General features: G+C 57.2%; 18 protein-coding genes. 10 read left to right on the top strand and 8 right to left on the bottom strand.

The annotated features are described in order from the left end of the window. Nucleotides 1–63 precede the first annotated feature (63 nt). The 3 genes from CLV83_RS20960 to CLV83_RS20950 are packed head-to-tail and all read left to right on the top strand — an operon-like array spanning nucleotide 64 to nucleotide 1,927. A complete protein-coding gene (locus tag CLV83_RS20960) occupies nucleotides 64–810 on the top strand; it encodes a hypothetical protein (RefSeq protein WP_132297471.1) in 747 nt (248 codons plus the stop codon). Continuing rightward, nucleotides 807–1,367 carry an elongation factor P hydroxylase gene (locus CLV83_RS20955; protein WP_132297468.1) on the top strand — a complete coding sequence of 187 codons (561 nt, stop codon included), beginning with the start codon at nucleotides 807–809 and terminating at the stop codon, nucleotides 1,365–1,367. Before CLV83_RS20960 ends, CLV83_RS20955 begins: the two co-directional genes overlap by 4 nt. Continuing rightward, nucleotides 1,364–1,927 (top strand): hypothetical protein, encoded by a 564-nt coding sequence (locus CLV83_RS20950; RefSeq protein WP_132297465.1) that lies wholly within the window; start codon nucleotides 1,364–1,366, stop codon nucleotides 1,925–1,927. Before CLV83_RS20955 ends, CLV83_RS20950 begins: the two co-directional genes overlap by 4 nt. 91 nt (nucleotides 1,928–2,018) lie before the next feature. Here CLV83_RS20950 and CLV83_RS20945 read toward each other — a convergent pair whose 3' ends face one another. From CLV83_RS20945 to CLV83_RS20930, 4 genes are all read right to left on the bottom strand, one after another. Next, complete coding sequence (locus tag CLV83_RS20945) at nucleotides 2,019–2,474, bottom strand: copper chaperone PCu(A)C (protein ID WP_132297462.1); 456 nt, start codon at nucleotides 2,472–2,474, stop codon at nucleotides 2,019–2,021. 51 nt (nucleotides 2,475–2,525) lie between these two features. After that, nucleotides 2,526–3,128 (bottom strand): SCO family protein, encoded by a 603-nt coding sequence (locus CLV83_RS20940; protein WP_132297459.1) that lies wholly within the window; start codon nucleotides 3,126–3,128, stop codon nucleotides 2,526–2,528. Between the two features lies 1 nt (nucleotide 3,129). Next, the gene (locus CLV83_RS20935; protein WP_132297456.1) at nucleotides 3,130–3,615 is read right to left on the bottom strand and encodes a hypothetical protein; all 486 of its coding nucleotides are present in this window, start codon (nucleotides 3,613–3,615) and stop codon (nucleotides 3,130–3,132) included. A gap of 84 nt (nucleotides 3,616–3,699) precedes the next feature. After that, the gene (locus CLV83_RS20930; protein WP_132297453.1) at nucleotides 3,700–3,948 is read right to left on the bottom strand and encodes a hypothetical protein; all 249 of its coding nucleotides are present in this window, start codon (nucleotides 3,946–3,948) and stop codon (nucleotides 3,700–3,702) included. Between the two features lie 90 nt (nucleotides 3,949–4,038). On the opposite strand from CLV83_RS20930, the gene pdxB reads away from it, so the two are divergent. The 4 genes from pdxB to CLV83_RS20910 all read left to right on the top strand — a co-directional run bounded on the left by pdxB (nucleotide 4,039) and on the right by CLV83_RS20910 (nucleotide 7,537). Beyond that, nucleotides 4,039–5,187 (top strand): 4-phosphoerythronate dehydrogenase PdxB, encoded by a 1,149-nt coding sequence (gene pdxB / locus CLV83_RS20925; protein WP_207894979.1) that lies wholly within the window; start codon nucleotides 4,039–4,041, stop codon nucleotides 5,185–5,187. Between the two features lie 35 nt (nucleotides 5,188–5,222). Then, nucleotides 5,223–5,945, top strand: a complete 723-nt coding sequence (locus CLV83_RS20920; protein WP_132297450.1) for a flagellar brake protein — start codon at nucleotides 5,223–5,225, stop codon at nucleotides 5,943–5,945. Next, a complete protein-coding gene (locus tag CLV83_RS20915) occupies nucleotides 5,942–7,051 on the top strand; it encodes an ATP-NAD kinase family protein (protein WP_132297448.1) in 1,110 nt (369 codons plus the stop codon). Before CLV83_RS20920 ends, CLV83_RS20915 begins: the two co-directional genes overlap by 4 nt. A 105-nt stretch (nucleotides 7,052–7,156) precedes the next feature. Beyond that, the gene (locus CLV83_RS20910; protein WP_132297445.1) at nucleotides 7,157–7,537 is read left to right on the top strand and encodes a DUF6812 domain-containing protein; all 381 of its coding nucleotides are present in this window, start codon (nucleotides 7,157–7,159) and stop codon (nucleotides 7,535–7,537) included. A 61-nt stretch (nucleotides 7,538–7,598) separates the two neighbouring features. Here the strand turns inward: CLV83_RS20910 and htpX are convergent, their stop codons facing one another. Then, complete coding sequence (htpX, locus tag CLV83_RS20905) at nucleotides 7,599–8,489, bottom strand: protease HtpX (RefSeq protein ID WP_132297442.1); 891 nt, start codon at nucleotides 8,487–8,489, stop codon at nucleotides 7,599–7,601. A 141-nt stretch (nucleotides 8,490–8,630) separates the two neighbouring features. Between htpX and CLV83_RS20900 the strand changes: the two genes are divergently transcribed. Together CLV83_RS20900 and CLV83_RS20895 are read left to right on the top strand one after the other, a co-directional pair. After that, entirely contained in the window at nucleotides 8,631–9,533 is a 903-nt protein-coding gene (locus CLV83_RS20900; RefSeq protein WP_132297439.1) for a class I SAM-dependent methyltransferase, read from the top strand. Next, nucleotides 9,534–10,010, top strand: a complete 477-nt coding sequence (locus CLV83_RS20895) for a hypothetical protein (RefSeq protein ID WP_132297436.1) — start codon at nucleotides 9,534–9,536, stop codon at nucleotides 10,008–10,010. 39 nt (nucleotides 10,011–10,049) lie between these two features. Here the strand turns inward: CLV83_RS20895 and CLV83_RS20890 are convergent, their stop codons facing one another. Continuing rightward, nucleotides 10,050–10,415 carry a hypothetical protein gene (locus CLV83_RS20890; protein ID WP_132297433.1) on the bottom strand — a complete coding sequence of 122 codons (366 nt, stop codon included), beginning with the start codon at nucleotides 10,413–10,415 and terminating at the stop codon, nucleotides 10,050–10,052. 142 nt (nucleotides 10,416–10,557) lie between these two features. Next, nucleotides 10,558–11,772: a pyridoxal phosphate-dependent aminotransferase gene (locus CLV83_RS20885; protein ID WP_132297430.1), complete on the bottom strand. Its 1,215-nt coding sequence runs from the start codon at nucleotides 11,770–11,772 to the stop codon at nucleotides 10,558–10,560. A 215-nt stretch (nucleotides 11,773–11,987) separates the two neighbouring features. On the opposite strand from CLV83_RS20885, the gene CLV83_RS20880 reads away from it, so the two are divergent. After that, nucleotides 11,988–12,665 carry a DNA-3-methyladenine glycosylase I gene (locus CLV83_RS20880; RefSeq protein ID WP_132297427.1) on the top strand — a complete coding sequence of 226 codons (678 nt, stop codon included), beginning with the start codon at nucleotides 11,988–11,990 and terminating at the stop codon, nucleotides 12,663–12,665. A 40-nt stretch (nucleotides 12,666–12,705) separates the two neighbouring features. Here the strand turns inward: CLV83_RS20880 and syd are convergent, their stop codons facing one another. Next, on the bottom strand, nucleotides 12,706–13,263 hold the full coding sequence (gene syd, locus CLV83_RS20875; protein ID WP_165900373.1) for a SecY-interacting protein: 558 nt from the start codon (nucleotides 13,261–13,263) through the stop codon (nucleotides 12,706–12,708). Nucleotides 13,264–13,460 lie beyond the last annotated feature (197 nt).

The following is a 13,460-nucleotide window of genomic DNA, read 5'->3' as shown; positions in this document are numbered from 1 at the left end:
TGCCTTTTCGATCTGGTGTCTTTTTGATATTAATTACCGACTATTTTTAAGGAGAAGGCTTTGATGCGTCGTTTAACGCTGATAGGCTGCTGCATTAGCTTGCTTCTGGCAGGCTGCGTACCTGGCAATGAGCAACCGGGAGCGAGCGCCGCTGGGGACAGCCAGGCAGCGCAGCAGCCGACAAGTCCGGACTCAAGCGAGCAGGCTTCCGCGCAGTCGCCAGGTGCCGGTTCCAACGCGGCCGATGGAAACGCTGCCCAAGCGTCTGCAGGTTCACTCAGTAATCAGCTGGATCAACTGAACGGTCGTCTGACGCTGGTTCAGGAGCAGTTGCTTAAGCTCAGAGCCCAGGTGCAGCAGCAGGGTGAACTGAACCAGATGGTGCTGACCCGCCTGCAGCAGATGCCGCAGCAGTCTTCTTCGACGCAGGATTCGATGGCCGATATGGGCGGCGAGGGCCGGTCATCGGTGGATGGAACTCAGGTTGATGCTGCAATTGCACAACTGCTGCAGACGGTGAATGAGCTCGGGCTTTCCAGTAGCAGTGATCTCTATGGCGTGGCTACCACCTATACCTCTAGAGGGGTATGGGTTTTGATTCGCTATCGACGAGATACTGGGGAAACCTGGCTCGCGGATCAGGGGCGCTGGACTGCGCTGGAAGAGGAGGGCTATCCGTCAGCTTCCAGTTATGAAGTTAAGCTGCAGCGGGCCGATCAGGACCTCAAAGGCTACGTGGCAGTAAGGATAGATCGTAATACAGGTGAAAGCTGGTGGTTGAATGACCGGCGCTGGCAGAGATACGAATGAACCCGAACCACTCGATTGAAGATCTGATTCGCCTGTTTAACGGTCTGTTTCTGAATAGCTATAACACCGAGCTGGTATGTGGAGATGATGAGCCGGTTTACCTGCCGGCAGATGCGGATAATCCGCACCATCGCATCATCTTTGCGCACGGCTTTTTCTCCAGCGCGCTGCACGAAATTGCACACTGGTGTGTTGCAGGTGCGAAAAGGCGTACACTGGAGGACTTTGGTTACTGGTACAAGCCGGATGGACGCACTGCGATGGAGCAGGCGGAGTTCGAGCGGGTGGAGGTTCAGCCCCAGGCCTACGAATGGATTCTTTCCGAGTCGGCCGGGCATCGCTTCAACTTCAGCGCCGATAATCTTTCGGCGGGCTTTGGTGCCAGCAACCAGTTCATGGAAAACGTACATGCAAGGGTACTTGACCTGTTGGAGTGCGGATTGCCTCCCAGGGTTGAGGCGCTATCGTCTGAATTGCGGGCGTTCTACCAAACGCCGCCATTGAACGCCGAAAGATTTGCGCTAGAGCGCCACCTTCCGGCAGGAGAGACTGCATGAGAAACCTGAAGATCAAGGCAACGCGCTGGCAGGAACAATCCCTGCCGGCGGATACGAAGCGCGAGACCTTCGCGGCGCCGTCGTTGCCGGACAATCTGGTGGATCACTCCATCTGTCGTTCCGATAGTTTTCTCTACCACCGTCTCGGTATAGAGCAAGACGGGGAGCAGTACTGGTATCTGTACGCGCTATCGCTGACCGGGGAACCATCACTTTGGGTGCTGGGTGTGTTCGACACGCCGGGTCAGGTGGATTTTTTCCTGGCGCTGCACAGCGATAACCCGCTTAAGGTACCGGGACTGCGTCAGCTTGAGGCCGGGGCAGGCTGGCTACGCGTCAACGATGCCGGTCAGCTGGCTTATCCCCATTATTCCGGTGTTTACCAGGTGGGCTTAAAAACCTACAGGGTGGCAGCCGTGGTCAGTCAGCCGGGTATCTATACCGCCAGCTACGGTGATCGCGACCACACCGAATACCTCGGTGAAGCCAGCGAAAAAGAGATCTGTATGCTGCTTTACAGTCACTTCGACAGTCGTCTGCGCGGTTGCAAACTCTGCTGATTCGCTTGCCTGTCGACTGAAATGGCTAGGGATGACCGGGTCGAACGCCCGGTCGATCCGGCCTTTAAGTCTTTCCTGCTGGTTTAGGCCGTCAGTTCGCACTCTTGTGCATCTGATGCCCCATCGGCATGACCGGCTGCACCGGCATCTGCAGCGCTTCTTCGGAGCCGTCGGAAAACTCCAGTGTCAGATCGACGCTGTCGCCCTCTGCCAGGTTTTTCTCCAGCCCGATCAGCATCACGTGCAGGCCGCCAGGCTGCAGTGACACGGTTTCTCCGGCAGGGAGCTCGATGCCATCAACCCGTCGCATCCGCATTACACCCTCATCCTGAATATGGTTATGCAGCTCGGCAACGCTGGCTACACTGGTTTTGGCACCGGTTAGCGTGACGGCGGCTGTGCCGTTGTTGGTGATCTGCATAAAGGCCGCGCTGTTGGGCTGGCCTGGCGGAATGGCGCGGGCATAGGCGCCGTCAATGCTCACATCGGCGGCGAAGGCCGGTGCGCTCAGGGTACTCAGAAGCAGCAGGTGGGCGAGGGGTTTCATCGATCCAGTCTCCAGTCAGTTCAATAAGCTTGGTGAGCGCTTGGGTCCGGCTTATCCGTTCAGCAGGCTCTCTAGCCGGTTTTTGACCTCGGCCGGTTGTACACCATGGTTCAGCAGGCCGACAAAATCGCCGTTGCGGTCGATCAGGTAGAGTCGTGACGAGTGGTCAACGGCGTAGCCCATGGCGGAGTCTTCCAGTTCGACCTTGCGGTAAAAGGCGCCGTATTGACGTACAACCTTGTCGATCTCTTCATGACTGCCGGTGAGGCCGATCAGGCGGTCGGAGAAAAACCGGGTATAGGTTTTCAGTTTCTCCGGGGTGTCTCGCTCCGGGTCAACGCTGATGAAGATGCCCTGCACCTGGTCGCGTTGTTTCTTATCCAGTTGATTCAGCGCCTGGCTCAGCACCGCCAGGGCAGTGGGACAGACGTCTGGGCAGGAGGCGTAGCCGATGTAGATGACCGCTACGTCACCTTTGAAGTCAGACAGGGATACGGGGCCATCGGCGGAGGTCAGGGTGAAGTCGCCACCGATCTGCTGAGTGCTGATGCGGTTGTCCGCAGGAGTGGGTTTGAGCAGGAATGCGGTGATCATACCCGCTAAAAGGCAGGCGCTCAGGATCAGTAAAATTCGAAGCGTACGCAGCTGTTTCATCTTATTTGGCCTCGAAGTCGAACCAGGTCTTGTAGGTTTTATCATCTGTTTCTATCAGCAGTAGAGCACGCCATACCATGCTGCCGGTGGTGCATACCGCGAGTTGGGTCTCGCCCTGCCAGCGGCTCTCTCCAGCGGGCTGGAGTTCGGTCTGGTTAAGCCCCATATACATATCGCGCCCCTCCAGAGAGAGCAGCACCTTGCGAGGGCTGAAACCTCGGGTTGTCAGCTGCGCCGACAGCGGGCGTGCTGAGCTCGGCGGTGTAGGCGTCAGCTCGAATGACAGCTCCAGTCCGTCCTGCTTCAGGGTGCAGCGGCCCTCCGCGATATCGCAACTCGGCGGCATCAACTCGATGGTCTGCGCTTCCTCTGGGGTGAGCAGTTGCGGAAGAACAGCAATAAAAAACATTGCGGCACAGAGTGTTGCAGCCAGAGGCAGTATCAGCCGGAGTCGTCCCTTGGCAGGGGGCGTTTGCTGTTCATCCATGGGTATGCAGTCTAGGTCGGTCAGAATAAGGGAGAAAGTGGCATATTGTCGCATTGGCAGGGGGCCGGAGGCCATTGCCGGTGATCAGGTCAAATCGAAGCCGAAATCGAGCTGCTCTTCGCCGGTGACGCAACGGCGGAAACCCAGTTTTCGCTGCTCCCGGTTGATCTGTAGCATCATCGCCCGTGCCGCCTGGCGTGAATCGACCAGGGTATGGCTCTGATGGCTGGCGTTGGGATTGCCCCAACACTGTTCCACAACCCAGTCTCCAACCAGGTCGCGGTAGATCCGGATGACCCGGTAGTCACTATTTTTCTGCCAGCGAACGATCAAGGAGGGTTGTTTCCGCAATATTTCCAGAGCTCTATAATGGCGCGGAATTGAGCCTGAAACCCAGCTGTTTGTAAAGTCCGGAGGCCCACTGTGAGTGGCAGACTGAAGATTGTAGCGGATGAGAATATTCCTGCCCTGGAACCTCTGTTTGGAGAGCTGGGGGATCTGGTGCGGCTACCTGGTCGCTCCATGAGCCCCAGTGAGCTGGCCGATGCGGATCTGTTGCTGGTGCGTTCGGTGACCAGGGTGAACGCCGAACTGCTTGCCGGTAGCCGTATCGGCTTTGTGGGCACCGCCACCATCGGTACCGATCACCTGGATATCGGCTGGCTCGAACAGCAGAAGATCCAGTGGTGTAGCGCTCCCGGTTGTAATGCGGATGCGGTGGTCGAATATGTGTTGAGCGTGCTCTGGCATCTGGCGGATGAGCAGGGCTTCGATCCGCTGTCACGCACCTTTGCCGTGATCGGCGCCGGCAACGTCGGTGGTCGTCTGGTTGAGCGGTTGCGTGCGCTGGGAATCAAGGTGCTGGTGTGCGATCCGCCGCGAGCGGAAAAAGAGGGAAAGGCGGGTTTTGTCTCTCTTGAGGAAGCGCTTGCCCAGGCCGACTTTATCTCCCTGCATACGCCGCTGGTGAAGGATGGTCAGCATCCGAGCCATCATCTATTGAATGAGAGCAATCTCGATCTGATCCAGCAGAACGCCATCCTGCTTAACGCCGGTAGAGGGCCTGTGATCGATAATCGGGCGCTGGAGCTGTTTATGCAGCAGCGCTCCGATATCAGTCTGGTGCTGGATGTCTGGGAGCATGAGCCTGCTGTATCGCCGGCGCTGGCCAGTCATTGTCGCATCGCCACTCCACACATCGCCGGATACTCTCTGGAAGGCAAGATTCGCGGTACCTGGATGCTCTACCGTGAAGTCTGCCGCTGGCTGGGGAGGGAGGCTGCTCTGTCGTTGGAGTCGGTGCTGCCGATGCCTGAGGTGGAGCGGATTTATTGCAACGGCCGGCTGGCGCCGCTGAAGCCGATTGCACTGACCTACGATCCTTATCGCGACGACAGAGCACTACGTGCCACTCTCGATCTGCCGGAGCCGGAGCAGCGTCTCGCGTTCGACCGGTTGCGCAAGCAATACCCTGTCAGGCGGGAGTTCTCCAGCCTTGAGGTGGATGGGCTCGAGGATGAAACTCAGGACCGATTGCTCCGAGCCCTCGGTTTCAGGCGCCCGATGGCGTAAGCTTGCGGGTTTGGATCGAATAAGCGCGACACTCTATGGCCAGATATCAACCCGAGCTCGAGGGCACTACCCTCAAGACCCTTGCCGAGCTGCGACCTCGCATCGGCGAGCGCGTGCGACTTGAGACCCGCTCGCCGCGGGGACGGCATCTGGTGCAGTTGGTGGGGTTTCGTGAAAACGCTTCGGTGATCGTCTCGGCGCCGCGTAATTCCGGTACGCCGGTACTGATCAACGAAGGGGCGATGTTGACCGTGCGCTTGATGGCGGGCAACTGGGTCTGCGCCTTTGAGACCCGCTTGATCCGGATTCAGAACCATCCTTACCCATACTGGCATTTGGCCTGGCCACAACAGATCGATGCGCAGCGTGTACGCCATCATACCCGGGTACCGGTTAATCTCAGGGTGTCGGTTGATCCCGACGATGGCGGCCACCCTACTGCCGATTTTCCGGTCAGCGCCTGCTGTACCGATATTCATGTGGCTGGAGCCTGTCTCGAAGCGAACCGAGTCCTGGGTCGTACCGGCGACAAAATCTTTATCACCGCGCGTCTTTCGGTAAGCGGGATTGATCATGTACTGCTGGCGCCGGCAATCATTCGCAGTATCTACGAATCCGAAGGTGGTTCGTTCAGCGTAATCAGCCATGGGGTCGAGTTTGTCGATCTTGAAGAGGAAACTCACCTGATACTGGCGGGCTTCGTTTATCAGCAATATCTGGTGGAAACCGGCTACCTGGCGCAGGAGGATACGCAATGACATTTACCCTGGGGTTGGTCGTTAACCCTTTGGCCGGGATTGGAGGCAGTGTTGGCCTGAAGGGCAGTGATGGTGCCGAAACCGTGGCCAAAGCGCTGGAACTGGGGGCCGAGCCTAAAGCGCCGGAACGAGCGCTGGCGGCACTGCAGGAGCTGGCCGGACTCGATTTCCGCCTGATCACCTGGGCCGGCAGTATGGGGGAGGACTCCGCCCGTGAGGCCGGTATAGAGGCGGAGGTACTCGGCGCAGCGAGTCAGCAGCCGTCGACAGCGGCGGATACGGAGGCAGCAGCCGTTACGTTGGCTGAGCAGGGCGCGGATCTGATTTTGTTTGCCGGTGGCGATGGTACCGCGCGAAATATCTGCGCGGCGGTAGCAGAGCGCTGTCCGGTGCTGGGTATCCCGGCCGGTGTAAAGATCCACTCCGGTGTTTACGCCATCACGCCTAAAGCGGCGGGTGAAGTTGCTGCCATGCTGATTCGCGGTGAGCTGGTGACGTTGTCCAGCGGTGAAGTGCGTGATATCGATGAAGAGGCATTTCGCGCCGGTAAGGTCAGGGCGCGCTACTACGGCGAGCTGCTGGTACCCAGCGAACACCGCTACCTTCAGCATGTCAAAAACGGCCAGCGTGAGGATGAATCCCTGGTGCTGGACGATATTGCCGCCGACTTTGAAGAAAGCATGGAGCCCGATGTGCGCTACATCATGGGGTCCGGGTCCACCGTTGCTGCAATCATGGAACATCTCGGTCTTCAGAATACGCTGTTGGGCGTAGATCTGATTCAGGATGGTGAGTTGATCGCCTCGGATTGTACCGCTCAGCAGCTGCTGGAGTTGACCGAGGGCTTTGAAACCCGGGTAGTGATTACGCCGATCGGCGGTCAGGGGCATCTGCTTGGGCGCGGCAATCAGCAGTTGAGCCCCGAGCTGATGCGCCGTCTTGGTCGGGATGCGCTGTATGTGGTTTCCACCAAAACCAAGATCAAGGCGCTGGAAGGGCGTCCGCTGCTGATTGATAGTGGTGACTCCGCTCTTAACCGGGATTTCTCAGGGCTTATTCCTGTCCATACCGGATATCACGACGCTATTCTCTACCGCGTAGAATAACTCTGTTGCATTTTTAAACGCGAACCTCAGGACTTTTACCCGCTCTAAGTGTTAAAGTGTCGTTTTATTAATACGATTACTCCAAGCTTATGCCGGGAGAATAAAGTGTCAGTTGTTTTGAAACAGAAGCGTGAAGTTAAAGTCTATGTCCGGATGCATGATGGCAGCCGGCAGCTGGGTAATGTCTTTCTGGGGCCGGATGAGAGGCTGCAGGACATTCTGAACGATGATCGGATCTTTCTGCCGGTGCATGTAGATGACCAGCAAAGCTCGGCCTCTCTGGTGATGCTGTCCAAGCGCTATATCCAGCAGATCGAAGAGGTGCGCCCGGAAGCAGTCAAGCGCCGTCATGAAGAGGTTTACAGTCACACCGGTCAGCGCAAGCGTACCCTTGAGGCTGTGCCAACAAAGGAAGAGGTGAAAGCCCCCAGGCCCTTGAACCTTGAGCTTGATGATTTCAATCCCGTGCCGCCGAAGAAGAAATGATTCAGATCGCAGGACAAAAAAAGCCCGGCATAGCCGGGCTTTTTTATGCGCGTTTGCAGGCTTAGCCGCGTGCTTTGAGAGCGGCGATGCGGTCGTCCAGCGGCGGGTGGCTGGCGATCAGAGCCATGAAGCCCTGTTTCAGGTTGCCGTTGATGCCGAAGGCGTTCAGCTGTTCCGGCAGTTCGTCCGGAGCGCCGTATTCCGCTTTCAGGCGCTGCAGCGCGCCGATCATGGCACCAGTGCTGGCAAACTGAGCGCCGGCTTCGTCAGCGCGGTATTCGCGGCGACGGCTGAACCAGGCGACGATGACCGATGCCAGAATGCCGAAGATGATCTCGAAAACGAAAGTGGTGATGTAAAAGCCGATACCTACACCACCACCGTTGTCTTCACCACGGCGCAGGAACGAGTCGACGGCATAGCCGACGATGCGGGCGAAGAACATGACGAAGGTGTTCACCACGCCCTGGATCAGCGTCAGTGTCACCATGTCGCCGTTGGCGACGTGGCCGATCTCATGGGCCAGCACCGCGCGCACCTCTTCCGGGCGGAAGCGCTGCAGCAGGCCTGAGCTGACCGCAACCAGGGCGTTGTTCTTGTTCCATCCGGTGGCGAAGGCGTTGGCCTGCTGTGCTGGAAACACGCCTACTTCGGGCATGCCCACGCCAGCTTTCTCTGCCAGCTCGGCAACGGTTTCAAGCAGCCAGCGTTCGTCAGCGTTGCGTGGCTCCTTGATCAACTGGGTGCGTGTGCCCATTTTCGCCATGGTTTTGGAGAGGAACAGGGAAATAAACGATCCCGCGAAGCCAAATACGGCACAGAAGACGAGCAGAGAGCCATAGTCCAGGCCGGTGCCTGTGAGGTAAGAGTTCACGCCAAGAAGGTTGAGCGTGACGCTTGCGACCAGCAGTACCGCGAGGTTGGTGGCCAGAAACAGTACGATTCTCATCATGTTGTGTTGGGTTCCCATAAATGACTGTGTTTTGACACAGGAAATTAGCCTGACTCTTTGATAAGGGCTTAGAGGCAAAGTTTCAATACAGCAGCACCATTTATATAATGCGCCCCTTTTTGTTGTCGCCGGAGAATCTGAGTGCAGCGTGCTGTTGAAACTGTCATCGAGCAATTGGGGCTTGCCACCGGGCAGGTACGCCGCCTGTTTCATGGGCGTGGCGGCTGCGCGCCCGGCCTGGAGTGGCTGGTGGTGGACTACCTGCCGCCAGTGGCGGTGATCCGAGCGTACAGCGATGAACTGCCTGAGCCGGTGGACAGCCTGGTAGAGGCGCTGGTGCGAGCGGGTGTTGAAGGTGTGGTACTGCAGCTGCGTGGCCGTGGCAGAACAGCGCAGAGTGAAGTGTTGGCCGGCGAGGTGCCCGACAAGCTGGTGGTCGAAGAGGCTGGGCTTAAATACCAGGTACGACCGCTGCAAAATCAGAATGCCGGCCTGTTTCTCGATATGCGGCCGGGACGTGACTGGGTGCGTGAGCATGCCAGGGATAAGCGTGTGCTCAATCTGTTTTCCTATACCTGCAGCTTTTCGGTGGCGGCCATGGCCGGCGGTGCGGTCTCGGCACTCAATATCGATATGAGTTCAAGTGCGTTGGCAACCGGCCGTACCAATCATCAGCTGAACTCTTTACCTACTAAAACGGTCGGATTTATGGCGGTGGATCTGCTACGATCCTGGGGCCGTGTGCGTAAGAACGGCCCCTTTGATCTGGTGGTGATCGATCCGCCCAGTTTTCAACCGGGCAGCTTTGTGGCTGAACGTGATTATCGCAAGGTGCTGCGCCGTCTGGATGAGTTTGTGGCAAGCGGAGGTCAGGTATTGGCTTGTCATAACGATCCGGCGCATAGCGAACAGTTTCTTCGTCAGTTGATGGAGCAGGAAGCGCCAGGCTTCACATTCCGTCAACGCCTGGCCCAAGCGGAGGATTTTCCGGAGAAGGATGCGGAAAACGGGCTGAAGGTGTTGCTTTACCAAAAGGATATGTAAGTGGAACTGATCTGTATTGATATTGAGGCCAGCGGCCTGGGGCCTGACTCTTACCCCATAGAGGTGGCCTGGAAGTGCGACTCCAGTGGAGCGCAGGATGAATTTTTAATCGATCCGGCATCGGTTGAAGGCTGGGATTACTGGGATGAGTTCGCTGAGGAATTGCACTGTATAGAGCACGAGCAGTTGGGTCGGAAAGGAATTACGGCTGCCCAGGCGTGTGAGCGCTTGAATGCGGCGCTTGCTGGCAAAACGCTGACCTGTGATGCCTATGATTTTGACCTGTTCTGGATGCGACGTTTGTTCCACTCGCAGCAGATGCCGATGCGGTTCCGCATTCAGGGAATAGAGCGGTTGTTAACCCCGGAGCAGTGCGAGGTCTATCGTAAGAGTACCCGGTTCCGCCGTCATCGTGCGTTGCGGGATGTGGAGGATCAGCTTGGCGCTATCCGCCAGTTGCTGGAAGAGGTCGCCTGAGGCGGCCTCTTTTCTTTTCTGTGACCTGTTCCGTGTGGATCAGAGATTGGCCACCTGGCTTTCGATGACGCCGCGAATCTCTTCATAGGGCTCCACGTTTTCGGGGAAGAAGAAGAGCTTGTAGTACTGGCGCTCGACGACCTGATCCTGGCTTTTTGCCCGATCGTTATGGGAAGCGTAAAGGTAGGTCATCTGGACATGAACCACACGTGTGTTGACCGGAAGCTCAAATTCATGTCCTTCCAGGTCGAAGCGCACCTTGAGCTCCTTGATGGTGTAGAACGATGCCTCGGCGATATGATCCGCGTTGAGCAGAAAGTTTGATGTGACCGGCACGAGACGGCGTTTTTCCAGGCCGTTGTGCTCCATGAATATGCCCTGGTTTTTCTTGATTTTGATAAACATCCCATGCTCCTGTCGTGCCGATAAATGCTTATAGGTTCTCTCTAATATTTAGCATATGTCAGAACAATGACATGGAAGTTTCAACTGGGGAAGCTGAAACTTCCATTGTATGGGATGTCTGGTCAGGGTTTATTCTATTAGCTTACTGTTCATAGGTGCGCAGGAAGTTGCCGATACGCTCGATAGAGTCGGTGAGCAGGTCCTTCCCAGGCAGGAACACCAGCCTGAAGTGCTGTGTATCGGGCATATTGAAGCCGCTGCCCTGCACGATCAGCACCTTCTGCTGCATCAGCAGATCGAGAGCGAACTTCTCATCGTTAAGGATCGGGTAGCGCTGCGGATCAAGTTTCGGGAACAGGTACATCGCGCCTTTCGGCTTAACGCAGGAGACGCCGGGAATCGCATTGAGCATCTCCCAGGCGAGATCACGCTGCTCGCGCAGGCGTCCGCCAGGAACCAGCAACTCGTTGATGCTCTGGTAACCGCCAAGCGCTGTCTGAATCGCGTGTTGCGCCGGTACGTTGGCGCACAGGCGCATGTTGGCCAGCATGTCCAGACCCTCGATATAGTCGCGGGCGTTGTGCTTGGGGCCGCTGACGATTAGCCAGCCGGAGCGGAAGCCCGCTGCGCGGTAGGTTTTCGACAGGCCATTAAAGGTCAGGCAGAGCACATCGTCCGCCATGGAAGCGAGCGAGGTGTGCTCGGCTTCATCGTATAGGATCTTGTCGTAGATCTCGTCAGCGAACAGGATCAGCTTGTGTTCGCGGGCCAGATCGATGATCTGTTCAAGCAGCTCCGGTGGGTACAGCGCGCCGGTGGGGTTGTTCGGGTTGATGACGACGATACCACGGGTACGGTCGGTAATCTTGCTGCGCATATCCTCGATATCGGGATACCAGTCCGCCTGTTCATCGCAGTGGTAATGCACGGCGTTGCCGCCGGCCAGGCTGACTGCCGCGGTCCACAGGGGATAGTCCGGTGCCGGGATCAGCACCTCGTCGTTATCGTTCAGCAGGCCCTGCATCGACATGACGATCAGTTCGGAGACGCCGTTGCCTATATAGATGTCATCGATGGAAACGTTGCCGATACTCTTGCGCTGGCACTCCTGCATCACCGCCTTGCGGGCAGAGAAGAGCCCTTTGGAGTCGCAGTAGCCCTGGGCGCTGGGCAGGTTGAGAATCACATCCTGGACGATCTCTTCCGGCGCGTCGAAGCCCCAGGGCGCGGGGTTGCCGATGTTCAGCTTTAAAATCCGGTGACCTTCATCTTCCAGGCGTTTGGCTTCCTGCAGTACCGGACCACGAATGTCGTAGCAGACATTGATGAGCTTGTTCGATTTTCGGATTGCTGGCATCGTTTGTGTCGATCCTGAAACGGGCGGTTTTGGCCGGCGCAGTGCCGGAATATGTCGCCCCTAAAGCGGGGTGGAGAAAAGGCGCTAATAATACGCCCTGGCGTCAGACGGCACAATTGAGTCCGGCTGGACCTCGGTGACCAGTTCGAGTAAATAGCCCCAATGCTCGGCCAAAAGCGTTGCAGCTCATTGTTGATTGAACCTAAGGGAATTTGATGAAAGCTTTCTCAGAACTCTGTATCCAGGCGCAGAACCTTCACCCTGAGCTGTCGTTGGAAGCGATGCTGGGGCCCGGGCCAAGATCGCCCGAAGAGCTGATCGCCACGCCGGATGATCGTCTGTTTTCTGATATGACCCGCAGGATTTTCCGTGCCGGTCTCAAACATTCATTGGTGGATAGCAAGTGGCCGGCGTTTGAGACCGCTTTCTTCGGTTTTGATCCCTATAAAGTCAGCCTGCTCAGTGATGAGCAGATCGAAAAGATGATGCAGAACGAAGCGCTGATCCGTCATCTCGGCAAGCTGAAAGCGGCCAGGGCCAATGCGCTGCTGGTATCGGAGATCTCGGAACAGAAGGGTGGGTTGGGCCGTTTCCTGGCGGAATGGCCGGTGACCGATATCGTGTCTCTCTGGACGCTGCTGAAGAAGGAAGGCACCCAGTTGGGCGGCAACTCCGGGGCCTCTTTCCTGCGTATGGTGGGCAAGGATACCTTTATGCTGACCGACGATGTGGTTACGGCTTTGAGAGCCCAGGGCGTGGTCGATAAAAAGCCCACGGCACAGCGCGACCTGAAATTGGTCCAGGAAGCGTTTAACGCCTGGCATGCGGAATCAGGTAAGCCGATGTGCCAGATCAGCCGGCTACTGGCGCACTCTATCGGTCGGCATGACTGAACTTCTGTGTGCTGGTAAACCGGCTGAGTATTGATCCTAGTTAATCCACGACCGGCGTCAGTTGCTCCAGAAACGCCTGCAGGCTGCTGGCGAGCTGGCGCAGCGGCTTCTTGCCCGGTCGTTCCAGCCAAATGCTGCCATCCTCGTTGTTGAGCGTCATGAATTCGTCGCCATCGGTGCAGGCGAAAAACAGTGACAGGGGCTGGCGCTGCTTCTGCTTCGCCATAATGTGGCCGAGCAGATTGGCGCGCAGGCGCTCCATATCCTCTTCATTCCAGCAGAACAGCAGTGTCAGTTCACCTTCCGGGTGGCTGGCCTGCAGATGATCCGACCAAAAGCGCGTATACCAGGTCACGATATCCGGGTGGATCTCAAGCTCCAGAGCCTCGCTCAGGCGGATAAACATGTCGCTGGGCGGGTCTTGGCGAACGGGCTTCCAGCGCACCGAACTGCCTTCGACAGGATCTTCCGCGAGAATACAGGGGGAGGGCCATTCGGGGTCGTAGGTGCAGCTCGGTTCCTGGCCGTATTTGTCCAGCTGGGCGACAAGCGTTGCATCGAAAAATCGGTCCAGTGTGTCTATCAGGGATGAGGCCATCGTTGCTCTATATCTTCTCAGGTAAAACAGCGGCCACCATACCAGTTTCGCCCGCTTCAGGCAGGTGCTTTCATTTTCTGAGGGGAGATGCCCCGCCCCGAAGAGGGTGTCGCGAAAGGGGTAAAGCCTTAAAATAAACCTTTTATCTACCCGAGAGCTTACCGTGTCGACAGCATGTATGCCCACACCTGATGACA

This window comes from Marinobacterium mangrovicola (assembly GCF_004339595.1).
In the GTDB taxonomy this organism is placed as follows: Bacteria; Pseudomonadota; Gammaproteobacteria; order Pseudomonadales; family Balneatricaceae; genus Marinobacterium_D; species Marinobacterium_D mangrovicola.
The sequence above is the reverse complement of the archived record's forward strand: the minus strand, read 5'-3'. Positions and strand labels throughout refer to the sequence as shown.

What these genes read in the sequence shown, in the direction of transcription:
- htpX (WP_132297442.1), bottom strand. Translation starts at nt 8,489, where the DNA reads ATGATGAGAATCGTACTGTTTCTGGCCACCAACCTCGCGGTACTGCTG.
- CLV83_RS20890 (WP_132297433.1), bottom strand. Translation starts at nt 10,415, where the DNA reads ATGTTTATCAAAATCAAGAAAAACCAGGGCATATTCATGGAGCACAAC.
- CLV83_RS20940 (WP_132297459.1), bottom strand. Translation starts at nt 3,128, where the DNA reads ATGAAACAGCTGCGTACGCTTCGAATTTTACTGATCCTGAGCGCCTGC.
- CLV83_RS20885 (WP_132297430.1), bottom strand. Translation starts at nt 11,772, where the DNA reads ATGCCAGCAATCCGAAAATCGAACAAGCTCATCAATGTCTGCTACGAC.
- CLV83_RS20915 (WP_132297448.1), top strand. Translation starts at nt 5,942, where the DNA reads ATGACATTTACCCTGGGGTTGGTCGTTAACCCTTTGGCCGGGATTGGA.
- CLV83_RS20920 (WP_132297450.1), top strand. Translation starts at nt 5,223, where the DNA reads ATGGCCAGATATCAACCCGAGCTCGAGGGCACTACCCTCAAGACCCTT.
- CLV83_RS20955 (WP_132297468.1), top strand. Translation starts at nt 807, where the DNA reads ATGAACCCGAACCACTCGATTGAAGATCTGATTCGCCTGTTTAACGGT.
- CLV83_RS20960 (WP_132297471.1), top strand. Translation starts at nt 64, where the DNA reads ATGCGTCGTTTAACGCTGATAGGCTGCTGCATTAGCTTGCTTCTGGCA.
- syd (WP_165900373.1), bottom strand. Translation starts at nt 13,263, where the DNA reads ATGGCCTCATCCCTGATAGACACACTGGACCGATTTTTCGATGCAACG.
- CLV83_RS20880 (WP_132297427.1), top strand. Translation starts at nt 11,988, where the DNA reads ATGAAAGCTTTCTCAGAACTCTGTATCCAGGCGCAGAACCTTCACCCT.
- CLV83_RS20935 (WP_132297456.1), bottom strand. Translation starts at nt 3,615, where the DNA reads ATGGATGAACAGCAAACGCCCCCTGCCAAGGGACGACTCCGGCTGATA.
- CLV83_RS20945 (WP_132297462.1), bottom strand. Translation starts at nt 2,474, where the DNA reads ATGAAACCCCTCGCCCACCTGCTGCTTCTGAGTACCCTGAGCGCACCG.
- CLV83_RS20950 (WP_132297465.1), top strand. Translation starts at nt 1,364, where the DNA reads ATGAGAAACCTGAAGATCAAGGCAACGCGCTGGCAGGAACAATCCCTG.